The sequence below is a fragment of the Streptomyces sp. NPDC111606 genome, assembly GCF_055656945.1.
Genome location: NZ_JBVKBY010000004.1, coordinates 167,123 through 181,228, shown reverse-complemented (window position 1 = coordinate 181,228; position 14,106 = coordinate 167,123). Strand labels below are relative to the sequence as shown.

Here is a 14,106-nt window from a genome sequence, read left to right as displayed (position 1 = left end):
CCACTGTCGTCTCGGTCACCTTGGCCTCCTCGCCGTCGCGCCTGGAATCTAGCCGACGGCCCCCCATCTTGGCGAAGCTCAGATCTCGACCTCGGGGTAGGTCTCGGTGTAGCTGTCGCCGTCGGCGCCGTAGTAGGTGCAGGTGCGAGCGGCGAGGTCGACGTCGTACCAGACCACGCCGGCCCTCCAGCAGCCCTCGACGAACTCGGGGAAGGTGGTCTCGCCTGCCTGATCGGCGCGCAGAGCCGCCACGAGTGCCTGGCCGTCGAACGGCAGGACATCGACCATGCCCGTGACCAGAGGCTCGCCCTGAACGGCGACGGGGCCGGTGTCGGTCAGGTAGAGCATGGCGTTGGACGGCACCGCCATGCGGCAGTGGGCAACGCCGGCCTGCCGCAGCGACTCGGCCAGGTAGGGGAAGCCGCCGACCTTGGGCCGGATGGTGGCCGCGCGCTCCAACGTGGCCTGCAGGTTCGATATCGCGGTGCTCATGATCTCCTCCAGGAGGGCGGTGGCTGGTGCGGGGGTGCGATGCGGTGACCCCAGCCGTAATATGACAACATGTTTCCGAAGTGGAAACATGTTGTCAATCTGAGGGGCGGGCATGTCCGACGAGGTGGCGCTGCTGGTGGCAGACGTGTTCGAGGCGGCCGGAGCGCTGCGAAAGTCGGGGGAGGTGATCGCCGCATCCCAGGGTCAGACGCAGGCGCGCTGGCAGCTCTTGAGCGTCGCGTCCGGGACTCCGCTGACCGTGGCCCAGGCGGCCCGCCGTCTGGGAGTCGCCCGCCAGGGCGTGCAGCGCCTCGCCAACGACCTCGCAAGCGAGAGCCTCGTCGACTTCCGCCCCAATCCGGAGCACCGCAGTTCGCCGCTCCTGGAACTCACGCCCACCGGGCGCCGCGTCCTGGACGAGATCACGGTCCGCGCGGCGGAGGTCCACCGCCGGTTGGCTGCCGACATTCCGGCCGATGAGATCACCGCGGCCCGTGAGCTGCTGCGCCGCGTCATCGACGAGGTCCGCCGCCAACAGGAGGGGCAGGGCTGAAATGCCCTGCCCGCCGGTGCGGCACGTGGAACTCGGTGGCCTTCACCGAAGGGAGTGTACGTTCGTACGCTCCAGCTTGTAGGCTCCGCCGCATGACAGTTGACGTACTGCGTCCGCCCACCCGGCATGAACGGCATGCCCGTGCGGCCGTCGCCATGCTGTTCTTCACGAACGGGGCCCTCTTCGCCAATCTCATTCCGCGATACCCGCAGATCAAGGCCGACCTCGGCATCGGGAACACCGCGTACGGACTGGCCGTGGCGGCCTTTCCGGCCGGTGCCATCGCGGCCGGCCTGGCCGCGGGCGTGCTCATCCGACGGCTGGGGTCGGCCCGTGTCGCGGTGGCCGGGACCTTGCTGACCGGAGCGGGAGCCCTGGCCGCCGGGCTTGCGGGGTCGGTGGCCGTGTTCGCCGGAGCGCTGTTCCTGGCCGGGGCCATGGATGCCATCACCGATGTCGCCCAGAACGCGCACGGCCTGCGGGTGCAGCGCCGATACGGACGTTCCATCATCAACTCCTTCCACGCCGTCTGGTCCGTCGGGGCCGTCACGGGCGGTTCGATGGCCGCCGGCGCGATCGCACTGGGCCTGTCGCGCGGGCAGCACCTGCTGATCTCGGCGGTGGTGTTCGGGATCGTTTCTCTCGTGGCCCTGCGCCACTGCCTGCCCGGTCCCGACACCGAGTCCGTGGGGGAGGAGGCGGAGGTCCAGGACGAGAGTCCGCAGCAGCCCTCCCGGGGCGGCCTGCGCGTGGGCTATGTGCTCGCGGCGCTCGTCGTCATCGCGACGGCCGGCACGGTCGTCGAGGACGCGGGCAACTCCTGGGCGACGCTCTACCTCTCCGACTCCCTGCACGCGTCCGTCACCGTGGCGGCTTCCGGGTTCATCGCCCTGGTCGGAGCCCAGTTCGTCGGCCGTCTCGTCGGCGACCGCCTGGTCGACCGGTTCGGTCAGCGCACCGTGGCGCGCACCGGCGGGCTCATCACCGCGGCCGGCATGGGGCTGGCGCTGGCCGTGCCCACGGTGCCCGGCACGATCCTCGGCTTCGCCGCGGCCGGGTGCGGCGTGGCCACCCTGGTGCCTGCCGCGATGCAGGAGGCCGACGAACTGCCCGGCCTCAAGCCGGGATCGGGGCTCACGATCGTGTCCTGGCTCATGCGCCTGGGCTTCCTGTTCTCCCCGCCCGTGGTCGGCCTCGTCGCCGACGCGACCAGCCTGCGCGTGGGCCTGCTGGTGGTGCCGCTCGCCGGGCTGCTCGTCATCCTCCTCGCCCAGGTACTGCAGAACCGACGCCGGTAACCCCCGTATCGACTCTGAACCCGGGCTGCCCCACGCCCCAGAATGTACGTTCGTACACTCGGCCGTGTACGCTCGTGCCCATGCCGACGGACTACTTCGCGCAGGATCCGCGCACGAACCTCGAGCGCATGCAGGCGGGCGACCTCTACATCGCCGACGATCCGGAGATCGCCCGCCGGCAGCAGGAGGCCGTACGCCTGGCCGCCCGCTACCAGGCCGGCTACGCCGAGGACGCCGACGCCGCCCGGCCGATCCTCGCCGAACTGCTCGGCGCGCTCGGCGAGGAGGCCCACGTTCGGCCGCCCCTGTATGTCGACTACGGCAGCAACATCACCATCGGGGCGCGCACCTTCGTCAACCACAACCTCACCGCACTGGACGTCGCGGCCGTCACCATCGGTGAGGACTGCCAGATCGGCCCGAACGTCCAACTGCTCACCCCCACGCACCCGCTGGAGCCGCAGCCCCGCCGCGACAAGCTGGAAGCCGCCCGACCGATCACCATCGGCGACAATGTCTGGCTCGGCGGTGGCGCGATCGTCCTGCCCGGTGTCACCATCGGGGACAATTCCGTCATCGGTGCCGGCGCGGTGGTCACCAAGGACATCCCCGCGAATGTCGTCGCCGTCGGGAACCCTGCTCGAGTGGTGCGGAGCCTGTAAGTCTGTCGTCATGGCCACCGGACACACCGACCCCCAGCGCCGCGAACGCATCATCGCCGCCACCCTCGACCTCATCGCCGAGGAGGGCATCGCGCGCGTGTCCCACCGGAAGATCGCCGTGCGCGCCGGCGTCCCGCTGGGATCGATGACCTATCACTTCAGCGGCATGGACGACCTGTTGCGTGAAGCGTTCAGCCGCTTCACCGACCACATCGTTGCCGTCTTCGACGCCCACCTGTCCGCCCCGGCGGATCCCGACCAGGCCCGCCAGGCAGTGGCCGACCTCGTGCACATGTTGTCCGAGGGAAGCGGACGCGACCTCGTGCTCACTCAGGAGCTGTACACCCTGGCCGCCCGCCAGCCCGCCTACCGGGAACTCACCCACGAATGGATGCGCCGCAGCCGCGTCCACCTCGAAAAGCACTTCGACCCGGACACCGCCCGCCAGCTCGACGCGCTCATCGAGGGCCTGACGCTCCACCGGGCCCTGTCGCGTCAACCCCACGACCGTGCCCTCACGGTCGAGGCGATCGCCCGCATCACCGCAACCGGCAGGCGTGCCCCCTGACCCGGGCTCAGCTGTCTGCACAGCCTTGACCGGTCCGGACCGGGGAATCGGGCAAGATCACCCCATGGATGTAGCGACAGAACGATTCGCCAGGTGAACGGCGCGCTACTCCCTCAGCAGCGTGGGGCGGCACGGCGATCCTGATGCAGGATCCAACTGATCGGCAGGCACCGGGCCTTGGGCCCTTCAGCCCTGCCCTGGCCAAGGAGTCTCCCTTGCGCATTCGTCGTATGCTGACCGGTGCTCTCGGTTCCGCCGCTCTCGTCCTCACGTCCCTGGGCGCGGTGACCGCCCAGGCGAGCCCAGCGGCAGCCGACCCGTGCGGCTTCTACGAGACCGGTTCCGACGCCTTCTACAACCACTGCACGTCCGACGGCTCGCGGGTGGTCATCAAGGTCGAGGTCGCCCTCGCGGCCGACTACGAGCGGTGCGTCGGCCCGGGCAAGAGCTGGCTCGGTTCCGCCGCCAAGATCCAGGGCGCCCACTACGTCGGCCGTACCTGCTGACGAACAGTCACCTCGGTGGTGCGGTGTCGGGCAGTTCACGAATGGGTCAGCCGGCTCGGGCCGGCCGGCCCGTTCGGCTCGGCCCCGGCGGACTCGGCGCTAGGGCAGACGGATGCTGGTGAGTGGGATGTTCCAGTCGTTGCTCTCGACGGTGCCATGGTCGTCATGAGCGGGGGCCGGGGCGGCGCACAGCATCAGCCCGGCGAAGACGGTGGCCAGTACGGCGACGACGCGACGCTTCACAAGTCCTCCTCGACGACGACAGCACCGACCACCCTGCTCCGGGCCGACAGCCCTGGCCCTCGAAGCCACGCTGCTCAGCCTGCGGATTCAGCCGGTTGGTGGCGGGGCCGCCCGTTCGGCGAAGGACAGGGGCCGGCGGGCTCGGCCCGCGCGACCGCACCTCATCGGAAAGAGCGATCTCTACGGGAGTGTTGCAAGTGACCGTGAACGAAGAGGCCGCGGTATCGCCGCAGGCGGATGCCGGAGGAGCGGCCGGCGTGGTGTGGGTGCCCCGCGAGGAGTGGATCAAGACCCAGCCTCAGGCGCTCATCGCCTCATGCGTCATGCTCCTCGACAGTCAGGGGCGGATGCTGCTCGTGCGGTACGCCCCCGGTCAACCGCTTGCCGCGGACTGGTGGCTGCCCGGCGGCATGCTCGATCACGGCGAAGACCCGTGCGCGGCGGCCTGGCGGGAGACCCACGAGGAGATCGGAGTTGAGCTCCGGTCCGAACTGAGGCTGATCGGCATCGACCACCGCGTGGACGTCTGCGGCACGGGGCCGGTGCTCGACTGTTTCTTCGACGGCGGAACGCTCGCGGAGGGAACCCCGATTCGTTTGAGTCCCGAGCACGATCAGTACGCCTTCGTCAGCCTGGACGAACTCGAGGACGTGCAAACGGCCGCAGACGTACGCACCTTGACGGCGCTTCACGCTGCGGTTACCTCCGGGACGGTGGTCTGCATGCGGGAAGGTGTGCCGGTGTCGGGATGGGCCGGCGAAATGGGTGGGGTCAGAGACCCGATCGGGTGAGCGTCAGGTGCGTGACTCCGCTGGGCGAGGAGGTGGCCTCCATGTCGTAGTCCTTCTCGAGGTCCTCCAGCCCGTCCCACAGGCGGACGCCTCGGCCGAGCACGATCGGGACCACCGCAACGTGCACGTGATCGATGAGCCCGTCGGCGAGGAAGTCGCGGATCACGGTGGGCCCGCCGCCGATGCGTACGTCCTGGCCGCCCGCGGCCTCGCGGGCCGTCTCGAGCGCCTTGGCGGGCGAGGTGTCGAGGAAGTGGAACGTCGTGCCGCCCTCCATCTCGATCGACGGGCGCGTGTGATGGGTGAGGATGAAGGTCGGTGTGTGGAAGGGCGGGTTGGGTCCCCACCACCCCTTCCACTCCTGGTCGTCGTGCCATCCGGGGTAGCCGAACTTTCCGGCGCCCATGATCTCGGCCCCGATCCCCGGCGTGAACTGCCGCACGAAGGCGTCGTCGAGGCCGTCGGAACCGCCGGGCTCGCCGACCCTCTCGTGCCACCACCGGGTGGCGAACATCCACTGGTGCAGCCTCTCGCCGGCGTGGCCGAACGGCGCGTCACGGCTCAGACCCTCACCGGTGGCGAAACCGTCGAGCGAAACGGAGAAGTTGTGGACGCGGGCGCGTGACATGGCTGGCGACTCCCTTGCGCAATGGATGCGGTGACCGGATCGGCAACCTGGCCGGGTTACTCCCAGTCGTCGGTCAGCCACCACCTCGGGCCGCTGGAAGCCGCCACCGAGGTCGATCATGCGTGTGCCTCGGCCGCGTCTTCGCCGCGGGACGTTTTCATCGTGGCACGGACTCGTCGAGGACGGCCATCGGATCGAGAACCTTGGCACCCATGCCGATGACCGTCGGGCGGCGGTGTCGAAGGCGGTACTGCTCCACATGCGCGCCCATGCCGCGATGAGTTCCGTCCGGGTTGCGAGTCTGTTCTGGTGACCGCCGAAAGGCGCCGTACGACGCTGCCCGGCCATGCATCGCCACGGAGGACACCATGACGACCACGCCGCACGACCCGACCACCGAGCTGCCGGGCCGCCCGCCCGTCGTCGACCTGGCCACCTGGCAGGCCGCCCGTGACGGGCTTCTGGTCCGCGAGAAGGCCCACACGCGCGAGGGCGACGCCATCGCCGCGGCCCGCCGCCGGTTGCCGATGGTGGAGTTCGACGGGACGGTCGAGGTCGACGGACCCGATGGGCCGGTCCCGTTCCTGGACCTGTTCCAGGGCCGCGACGAGCTCATCGTCTACAAGCACATGTGGTACGACGGCGCGCCGCACCAGGGACAGTGCGAGGGCTGCACGACCACGGCCTGGCACATGAAGGACGCCGTCTACCTCAACGCCCGCGGCGTCTCCTTCGCCATCGTGACCACGGGGGAGTGGGACGAGGTGGCCTCGTTCGTGGACTTCATGGGCTACACCCAGCCCTGGTACTCGGTGCGCGACGTCGACGAGCCGGTCGGCGGGGACATGGGGTACCTCACCTGCTACCTGCGCGACGGCGACCGCGTGTTCCTGACCTACTCGACGACCGGGCGTGGCAACGAGCCGGTCAACGGGTCCCTCGGCCTGCTCGACATGACGCCCTTCGGCCGCCGCGAGGGGTGGGAGGACAACCCGCAGGGCTGGCCCGAGGCCCCTGAGGCCGGCGCGCCGGTCGGTGGGCACGGCTCGCCGATCTGCTGGTACTGGCGCACGGACGCCGAGGGCGTCGCCACCTGGGGCTCGACGGGCCGCCCCGTACCGCAGTGGACCCGCCCCGGTGCGACTCCCGTGGAGACCCTCGGCCGACACGGCCAGGGTCACTGACGCGTCGCGGCGGAAACAGCACGGCTGAGGCCCGGTCGCCGGCTCACGACCGGCGACGGGCGCCCGGTCCCAGGCGGGCCGTGACGTCCCAGGGGTTGAGGGCGGAGTGTTCCGCGGAGCACTCGACGACGACCCGGACCGGAGCGTCGCAGTCGGTGTGCCGGATGTCCAGCAGGGTGTCCTCGGGGTCGAGGAGGTACGTCTCGCCCCACTGGCCGAGCGCCATGAGAGCGGGCCACAGGTCCCAGCCCTTGCGGGTCAGGCGGTACTCGTTGCGAGCGCGGCTGCCGGGCTCCTGGTAGGGGACGGTTTTCAGGATGCCGGCCGAGGTCAGCTTGCGCAGGCGGTCGCTGAGGACGGCTTCCGAAAGGCCGATGTGACGGTGGAAGTCGTCGAAGCGGCGGACTCCGTTGGCGGCGTCGCGCAGGATCAGCATCGTCCATTTCTCTCCGACCACGTCGAGCGTGCGCTGGACGGGGCAGTTCTCCGTGCTCGCCTCAAGCCACTCCATCCCCCCATCGTACGAGCCTGGCTTCGCCATTGACAGTCAGACGCAGACAGAGCTAGCTTCAATGGACGAAGTCAGAGGGGAAGGCACTGGACCGTGGGACGAACACGTACGTACAACTGGGACGACCCCGTCGTCCTGGCGGAAGCCGCCGGACGCATGGCGGGCATCGACTTCCTGCGTGAGCTGGTGGCCGGGCGGCTGCCGGGACCACCCGTCAGCCACACCCTCGACTTCACCCTGGACGAGGTGGAACCCGGCAGAGCGGTGTTCTCCCTGACGCCGGGCGAGGAGCACTACAACCCGATCGGCAGCGTGCACGGCGGCATCTTCGCCACGCTGCTCGACTCGGCCGCGGGGTGCGCCGTCCAGTCCACCCTTCCGCAGGGCATGGCGTACACCTCACTCGACCTGACGGTGAAGTTCCTGCGGCGGATCACCGTGGACACCGGGACGGTGCGCGCCATCGGTACGGTCGTCAACCAGGGGCGTCAAACCGCCCTGGCGCAGGCGCAGTTGGTCGACGCGAAGGATCGCCTGCTCGCGCATGCCACCAGTAGCTGCATGCTGTTCCCGGTGCCGCCCACTCAAGGGTGAGCGGCAGCGGTGCCCCTTCGTCGTCCGGACCTGACTCAGCCGTTCACGAGGTCTGACCGGAGCGGCGGAGCACGGGCCGTAGGGCCTCGATGACGCTCGCGTCGTCCACGGTGGAGGGGATGGGTTCGTCGTGGCCGTCGGCGATGCCCCGCATCGTCTTGCGCAGGATCTTCCCCGAGCGGGTCTTGGGCAGAGCGGCCACGACCGCGACGTCCTTGAGGGAGGCGACGGCGCCGATGCGGTCGCGTACGAGCTGGACGAGTTCGGCCTCGACCTCGCCCGGGTCGCGGGCGGTACCGGCCTTCAGGACCACGAAGCCGCGCGGCACCTGTCCCTTGAGGGCGTCGGCGACACCGATGACCGCACATTCGGCGACGTCGGGGTGGGCCGCCAGGGCCTCTTCCATGCTGCCGGTCGACAGCCGGTGCCCGGCGACGTTGATGACGTCGTCGGTACGGCCCATGACGAAGACGTAGCCGTCCTCGTCGATGTGCCCGCTGTCGCCGGTGAGGTAGTAGCCGTCGAAGGCGGAGAGGTACGAGGCGACGTAGCGGTCGTCGTCGTTCCAGAGGGTGGGCAGCGCGCCGGGCGGCAGGGGGAGCTTCACGACGATCGCGCCGTCGACACCCGGGGGTACAGGGGCGCCGGACGCGTCGAAGATGCGGACGTCCCAGCCGGGCAGCGCACGGGTGGGGGAGCCGGGCTTGACCGGGGCGGCTTCGATGCCGACCGGGTTGGCGACGATGGGCCAGCCGGTCTCGGTCTGCCACCAGTGGTCGATCACCGGGATGTCCAGGAGGGCGCCGGCCCAGTGGTAGGTCTCGGGGTCGAGCCGTTCGCCGGCGAGGAAGAGATAGCGCAGGTGGGAGAGGTCGTACTCGGCCGTGAACGCTCCCTTCGGGTCCTCCTTCCGGATGGCCCGGAAGGCGGTGGGCGCCGTGAACATGGTCTTGGCCCGGTACTCGGCGGCGACGCGCCAGAACTGGCCCGCGTCCGGAGTGCCGACCGGCTTGCCCTCGTACAGGACCGTCGTCGCGCCGACGAGCAGGGGCGCGTAGACGATGTACGAGTGCCCGACGACCCAGCCGACGTCGGAGCCGGTGAACATCGTCTCGCCCGGACCCACGTCGTACACGGCGCCCATCGACCAGTGCAGCGCGACCGCGTAGCCGCCGCTGTCGCGGACAACTCCCTTGGGTTTTCCGGTCGTTCCGGACGTGTAGAGGATGTACAGGGGATCGGTGGCGGCGACGGGAACGCAGTCGGCCGGCGGTGCGGCGGCGACCAGTTCGGCCCAGTCGAGATCGTCCGGCCCCAACTCGGCCTGCCCCTGCGGGCGTTGCAGGACGATGCTCTTCTGCGGCTTGTGGGTGGCGAGTTCGATCGCCCGGTCGAGCAGCGGCTTGTACGCGATGACACGCTTGCCCTCGACGCCGCAGGAGGCGGAGACGACCACCTTGGGCGCGGCGTCGTCGATACGCAGGGCGAGTTCGTGCGGGGCGAATCCGCCGAACACGACCGAGTGGACCGCGCCGATGCGCGCGCAGGCCAGCATCGCGACGGCGGCCTCGGGAACCATCGGCATGTAGATCACCACCCGGTCGCCCCGCCCCACGCCGAGCTGCGCGAGCGCCCCGGCGAAGGCCGCCACCTCGTCCCTCAACTGCGCGTAGGTGTACGTGCGTTGGGTTCCGGTGACGGGGGAGTCGTAGACGAGCGCGGGCTGGTCGCCGCGGCCGGCTTCGACATGCCGGTCGAGCGCGTTGAAACAGACGTTGAGCCGCCCGTCGGGAAACCAGCGGTAGAACGGGGCGCCCGAGGAGTCCAGGGCGCGCTGCGGAGCGACGTCCCAGTCGATGGCCTCCGCCGCCGTCAGCCAGAAGCGCTCCGGGTCCTCTGTGCTGGCACGGAAGACATCCTCGTACATTCCCATCACGGACTCCTTCGTCCCGTCGGTGCCTGACTGCGGTGGCGTGGAAAGGGGCGTGGGACACGAACACCGTATGCCGCCCGACCGACAAGATCGAGTGGGACGCGGCGGTCCGGGTCCTGTCGAGGAGTGCAGTGCCGGTTGAGGGGCCCCGGTGAGCCGGAACTGGAGCTCAGCCCCGACGCACTCGCAGCCCCTCCGCCACCAGGCCGAGCCCGAACTCGAAGTGGGGTGTGAAGTCGGTGCTGGTGAGCGTGGGCAGGGTGGCGCTGAGATGCGGATACGAGCCTGCCGTCACCGCGGCGTGCAGGACTTCCGGAGCTGCCGGAGCCCCGCTCTGCGGCTGGACGGCCGCCTGTTCCTCCAGGGTGTGTCCCACGGTGAAGTTGACCACCGCGAACAGGGCCCGGGCGGCCTCTTCGTCGGCGAATCCCGCATCGCGCAGAACTCCGACGAGGCGGTCGGCGAAGCACAGGGTGTTCGCCCCGGTGGAGTGCGTGCCGGCGAAGACGCGCGCCCCGTCGCGATGGGCGAGAAGTGCCGCGCGCATCGCGTGGGCGAGGGCGGCCAGCTGCTCGCTCCAGTCGCCGTCAGTCGCCTCCCCGTCTGATTCCGCCAAACCCGCCAGCATCCTCTCCGCCATCGCCGTCAGCAGGTCCTGCTTGGTCGCGAAGTAGCGGTACAGCGCACCGGCCTGGACGCCCATCGCATCGGCGAGCCGCCGCATGGTCAGTGCTTCGAGACCGGATTGATCCAGCAGGTCAAGTGCCGTTTCGACGGTGCGCACAGGGTCGAGTCGCGCGGGCCGTCCTCGAGCGGGGGTTGACGTGGAACTCATGGCTCTCACTATAGTGAACGGCGTTCACGTGAACACTGTTCACTAAATGGGAGGCGCGATTCTGATGGACGTCGATGTGATCGTCGTGGGTGCCGGACCGACCGGGCTCATGCTCGCCTGCGAGTTGGCACTGGCGGGCGTACGTACCCGGATCCTGGAGCGCCGCACCGAAGCGCAGCGCGACTCGAGGGCGCTGAGCCTGCACCCACGCAGCGTGGAGCTGATGGACCAGCGGGGGCTGCTCGACCGGTTCCTCCGGCTCGGGCGGACCGTGCCGGGCTGGCACTTCGCAGGGCTGCCCACACACCTGGACTTCAGCCGCCTGGACTCCCGGCACGGCTACACGCTGTTCCTGGCCCAGGCCCGTACCGAGGCCCTCCTCCAGGAGCGGGCACGCGAGCTGGGTGTGGAGATCAGCCGGGGACACGAGACCGTCGGCGTGCGTCAGGACAGCACCGGGGTCGCGGTGGAGGTGCGCGGCCCCGGGGACCGTACCGAGACACTGCGTGCGCGGTACGCGGTCGGCTGCGACGGCGGACGCAGCGTCGTTCGACAGGCCGCGGGGATCGACTTCCCGGGTACGGACGAGACTCTGACCGGAGTGCTCGGGGACTTCGCCGTCATGGACCCGCAGCCCGGAGCGCTCGACGACGCGCGGGCCCGTGGGCTGATCATCGCGCCGCTCGAAGAAGGGCTGACCCGGATCGTCTACCTGGACCCGGAACGGATGCGGGTGCCGTCCCCGGAGCCGGTGACGCTGGAGGAGTTCCGTACGTCCCTCATCCGCATCGTCGGCTCCGACTGCGGCATCGCTGAGCCCCGCTGGCTGTCGCGCTTCGGCAACGCGACCCGGCTCGCGGCGAACTACCGCTCCGGGCGCCTCCTGCTGGCGGGCGACGCCGCCCACATCCACTTCCCGGCGGCCGCGCAAGGGCTCAACACCGGGCTCCAGGACGCCATGAACCTGGGCTGGAAGCTGGCGGCCGTCATCAACAACTGGGCGCCGCCCGGACTGCTCGACAGTTACGACGCGGAGCGTCGGCCGGTCGGGCAGGCGGTCACGGAGAACACCGAGGTCCAGACCCTGCTCGTGGAGCTGACACTCGTCCCGCGATACGAGCGGCCGGGCGCCGCGCTGCGCGGGTTGCTCGACCAGCTGCTGGGCATGCCGGAGGTCAACCGACGGCTCGCCGACCGGATTTCGGCGCTCGGCACCGTCTATCCGCCGACGGCCCCGGACGCCGATCCACTGGTGGGGCGGCGCATGCCCGACGTCGGACTCAAAGCCGTGGATTCGGCGGCGACACGGGTGTACGAGCTGCTCCACCAGGGCCGCTTCGTTCTGCTCTCGCCGGCCGGGGACCAGGGCCCGAAGGGTGCCGTCGACTCCGGGTACGCCGATCGGGTCACGGCCGTGAGTGTCGACACGTACGACGAGCATGCGGAGCTGGACGGGGTGCGCGAGGTCCTCGTACGACCCGACGGGCACGTGGCCTGGGCCACCCGGACCGGGGATGCCGACGAACGTGATGATCAGCGGGCCCGCGCGTTGACCGCCTGGGCCGGTACTCCCGCTTGATGCGCTGCCTGTGGCGGGAGAGGAGATCCCCGGACAAGCAGCGCCCTTGCGTCAGTCGAGCAGGACGCCGGGGTTGAGGATGTGGTGGGGGTCCAAGGTGTTCTTGGTGGCGCGCAGGGCCAGGGCGAAGGGCTCCGGGCGTTGGAGGTCGTAGCCGGGACGGTGGTCGCGGCCGACGGCGTGGTGGTGGGTGACCGTGGCGCGGTGGCGGTGCAGGAGGTCGGTCACGACGGCCTTGATGTCGTCCCAGACCTCGACCTCGTCGCCGGGACGGCCGGCCACGGCCACGGTGAAGTAGGGGGCCGCGCCGTCGGGGTAGACGTGGGTCAGGCGGCAGTTGATGGCGGCCTCGTGTCCGGTGGCCTTCAACGCGGCGGCGCCGACCTCGGTGCGGACGGCCTCGATCAGGGCGGGGATCCTGTCCCACGTGGTGGCGGTCTCGAAGGTCTCGACCACGGCGCCCATGCGGGCCAGGCCGTCGCGCAGATAGGGCATACGCAGGAAGGCGGAGCGCCAGGCGTTCACCGGCCCGTCGGCCGGCGCGTCGCCGTGGGCCGTCGGTGCCTCGCCGCGACCGCCGTGGGCGCGAGCCAGGTCCAGGGCGGTCGCGAGGCGATCGTCGACCTGGGCGGTGGCGGACTCGAAGCCCAGGACCAGGACGGCGGAGCCGTCGTGCGAGGCGCCGGACAGCGCGGCCTCGCCCGGGTCGAGAAGGCGACAGTTGGCCGGGAAGAGGTCGGACCGGGCGATCACGCGCACCGCGTCCAGTGCGCGCTGGAAGTCGGCGAAGGCCACCGACGCCGAGGCCTTGAAGCGGGGGCGTTGCTGCAGCCGCATCCACGCCTCGGTGATGATGCCGAGCGTGCCCTCGGATCCGAGGAACAGCCGGTCGGGCGACGGCCCGGCGCCCGACGCGGGCAGCCGCCAGGACGTGCCCGCGCCCGCGGGTGTGATCACGCGCAGGGACTGTACGAAGTCGTCGATGTGCGTGTGCAGGGTGGCGTAGTGGCCGCCGGCCCGGGTGGCCAGCCAGCCGCCGAGGGTGGAGAACTCGAAGCTCTGCGGGAAGTGGCGCAGCGTGAGGTTGTGGGGCCGCAGCTGTGCCTCCAGGGCGGGACCGAGGGCCCCTGCCTGGATGCGGGCGGCGCGACTGGCGGTGTCGATCTCCAGGACCCGGTCCATCGAGGTCAGGTCCAGCGACAGCACGGCCTGGTGGGCGTCGCCGCGGTACTCCACACCGCCGACCACCGAGGAGCCGCCGCCGAAGGGGATGACGGCCACGCCGTGCTCGCCGGCCCATTCCAGCAGGTCGGCCACCTCCTGGTCGTCGGTGGGGCGGGCGACCAGGTCCGGGATCCGGCGGGGGTGGCCGCGCAGGGCCCGGATGACGTCGCGGTAAGCCTTGCCCATGGAGTGCGCAGCGCGGGCCTCCGGGTCGTCGGTGACCAGGTGCGCCAGGGCGGCCGGTGGCTTGACACCGGGACGGCCGATGGCCAGGTCGGAGACCCGGGGTACCGGCAGCGGGCGGGCCAGGGTGCCCGGCAGCAGGGCGCCCAGGGCGGCGCATTCGGCGTCGTCCGGGTGGGCGTCGGTGTAGCCCCAGCCCCACCAGGAGCGGAGGCGGGAGGCGCCGGGGTCGATCGGGTGGATCGCGGACTCGGGCATGGCGGCACTCCCAGGGGACTCGAATTTACCCAACGGTAAATTACCGTAGGGTAAATTGGAGGGC

Annotated in this window: 16 protein-coding genes; 9 read left to right on the top strand and 7 right to left on the bottom strand. The window is 70.5% G+C overall.

Annotation, left to right across the window (positions count from 1 at the left end; translation table 11 throughout):
- Window positions 1–78: 78 nt before the first annotated feature.
- Entirely contained in the window at window positions 79–492 is a 414-nt protein-coding gene (locus tag ACZ7M7_RS16205) for a DUF1398 family protein (RefSeq protein ID WP_383602242.1), read from the bottom strand.
- Between the two features lie 112 nt (window positions 493–604).
- Here ACZ7M7_RS16205 and ACZ7M7_RS16200 point away from each other — a divergent pair, with 112 nt between their 5' ends.
- The 5 genes from ACZ7M7_RS16200 (at window position 605) to ACZ7M7_RS16180 (ending at window position 4,079) form a co-directional block, all read left to right on the top strand.
- Window positions 605–1,045 carry a MarR family winged helix-turn-helix transcriptional regulator gene (locus tag ACZ7M7_RS16200; protein ID WP_383627727.1) on the top strand — a complete coding sequence of 147 codons (441 nt, stop codon included), beginning with the start codon at window positions 605–607 and terminating at the stop codon, window positions 1,043–1,045.
- Between the two features lie 92 nt (window positions 1,046–1,137).
- Window positions 1,138–2,343 (top strand): MFS transporter, encoded by a 1,206-nt coding sequence (locus tag ACZ7M7_RS16195; protein WP_472116995.1) that lies wholly within the window; start codon window positions 1,138–1,140, stop codon window positions 2,341–2,343.
- Window positions 2,344–2,423: 80 nt separating this feature from the next.
- Window positions 2,424–3,005, top strand: coding sequence for a sugar O-acetyltransferase (locus ACZ7M7_RS16190; RefSeq protein WP_472116992.1), 582 nt, complete (start codon window positions 2,424–2,426; stop codon window positions 3,003–3,005).
- A gap of 10 nt (window positions 3,006–3,015) precedes the next feature.
- The gene (locus tag ACZ7M7_RS16185) at window positions 3,016–3,573 is read left to right on the top strand and encodes a TetR/AcrR family transcriptional regulator (RefSeq protein WP_383602254.1); all 558 of its coding nucleotides are present in this window, start codon (window positions 3,016–3,018) and stop codon (window positions 3,571–3,573) included.
- A 215-nt stretch (window positions 3,574–3,788) separates the two neighbouring features.
- Complete coding sequence (locus ACZ7M7_RS16180) at window positions 3,789–4,079, top strand: DUF6355 family natural product biosynthesis protein (RefSeq protein WP_383602257.1); 291 nt, start codon at window positions 3,789–3,791, stop codon at window positions 4,077–4,079.
- Window positions 4,080–4,178: 99 nt separating this feature from the next.
- On the opposite strand, the gene ACZ7M7_RS16175 is transcribed toward ACZ7M7_RS16180, so the two are convergent.
- The gene (locus ACZ7M7_RS16175; RefSeq protein WP_383602260.1) at window positions 4,179–4,322 is read right to left on the bottom strand and encodes a hypothetical protein; all 144 of its coding nucleotides are present in this window, start codon (window positions 4,320–4,322) and stop codon (window positions 4,179–4,181) included.
- A gap of 197 nt (window positions 4,323–4,519) precedes the next feature.
- On the opposite strand from ACZ7M7_RS16175, the gene ACZ7M7_RS16170 reads away from it, so the two are divergent.
- On the top strand, window positions 4,520–5,113 hold the full coding sequence (locus tag ACZ7M7_RS16170; RefSeq protein WP_472116988.1) for an NUDIX hydrolase: 594 nt from the start codon (window positions 4,520–4,522) through the stop codon (window positions 5,111–5,113).
- Here ACZ7M7_RS16170 and ACZ7M7_RS16165 read toward each other — a convergent pair.
- Window positions 5,094–5,741 carry a dihydrofolate reductase family protein gene (locus ACZ7M7_RS16165; protein WP_383627733.1) on the bottom strand — a complete coding sequence of 216 codons (648 nt, stop codon included), beginning with the start codon at window positions 5,739–5,741 and terminating at the stop codon, window positions 5,094–5,096. The two genes, ACZ7M7_RS16170 and ACZ7M7_RS16165, sit on opposite strands and share 20 nt — an antisense overlap.
- Window positions 5,742–6,109: 368 nt before the next feature.
- On the opposite strand from ACZ7M7_RS16165, the gene ACZ7M7_RS16160 reads away from it, so the two are divergent.
- A complete protein-coding gene (locus ACZ7M7_RS16160) occupies window positions 6,110–6,925 on the top strand; it encodes a DUF899 domain-containing protein (RefSeq protein WP_472116985.1) in 816 nt (271 codons plus the stop codon).
- Between the two features lie 43 nt (window positions 6,926–6,968).
- Here ACZ7M7_RS16160 and ACZ7M7_RS16155 read toward each other — a convergent pair whose 3' ends face one another.
- Complete coding sequence (locus tag ACZ7M7_RS16155) at window positions 6,969–7,436, bottom strand: winged helix-turn-helix transcriptional regulator (protein WP_383602272.1); 468 nt, start codon at window positions 7,434–7,436, stop codon at window positions 6,969–6,971.
- A gap of 93 nt (window positions 7,437–7,529) precedes the next feature.
- On the opposite strand from ACZ7M7_RS16155, the gene ACZ7M7_RS16150 reads away from it, so the two are divergent.
- Window positions 7,530–8,030: a PaaI family thioesterase gene (locus tag ACZ7M7_RS16150; protein ID WP_451168608.1), complete on the top strand. Its 501-nt coding sequence runs from the start codon at window positions 7,530–7,532 to the stop codon at window positions 8,028–8,030.
- Window positions 8,031–8,073: 43 nt separating this feature from the next.
- On the opposite strand, the gene ACZ7M7_RS16145 is transcribed toward ACZ7M7_RS16150, so the two are convergent.
- Both ACZ7M7_RS16145 and ACZ7M7_RS16140 read right to left on the bottom strand, forming a co-directional pair.
- On the bottom strand, window positions 8,074–9,963 hold the full coding sequence (locus ACZ7M7_RS16145) for a propionyl-CoA synthetase (RefSeq protein ID WP_472116982.1): 1,890 nt from the start codon (window positions 9,961–9,963) through the stop codon (window positions 8,074–8,076).
- Window positions 9,964–10,132: 169 nt separating this feature from the next.
- Entirely contained in the window at window positions 10,133–10,798 is a 666-nt protein-coding gene (locus ACZ7M7_RS16140) for a TetR/AcrR family transcriptional regulator (protein ID WP_472116979.1), read from the bottom strand.
- Between the two features lie 64 nt (window positions 10,799–10,862).
- On the opposite strand from ACZ7M7_RS16140, the gene ACZ7M7_RS16135 reads away from it, so the two are divergent.
- Window positions 10,863–12,377, top strand: a complete 1,515-nt coding sequence (locus ACZ7M7_RS16135; protein ID WP_472117989.1) for a monooxygenase — start codon at window positions 10,863–10,865, stop codon at window positions 12,375–12,377.
- 51 nt (window positions 12,378–12,428) lie between these two features.
- Here the strand turns inward: ACZ7M7_RS16135 and ACZ7M7_RS16130 are convergent, their stop codons facing one another.
- Window positions 12,429–14,042, bottom strand: coding sequence for an FAD-binding oxidoreductase (locus tag ACZ7M7_RS16130; protein WP_472116976.1), 1,614 nt, complete (start codon window positions 14,040–14,042; stop codon window positions 12,429–12,431).
- Window positions 14,043–14,106 lie beyond the last annotated feature (64 nt).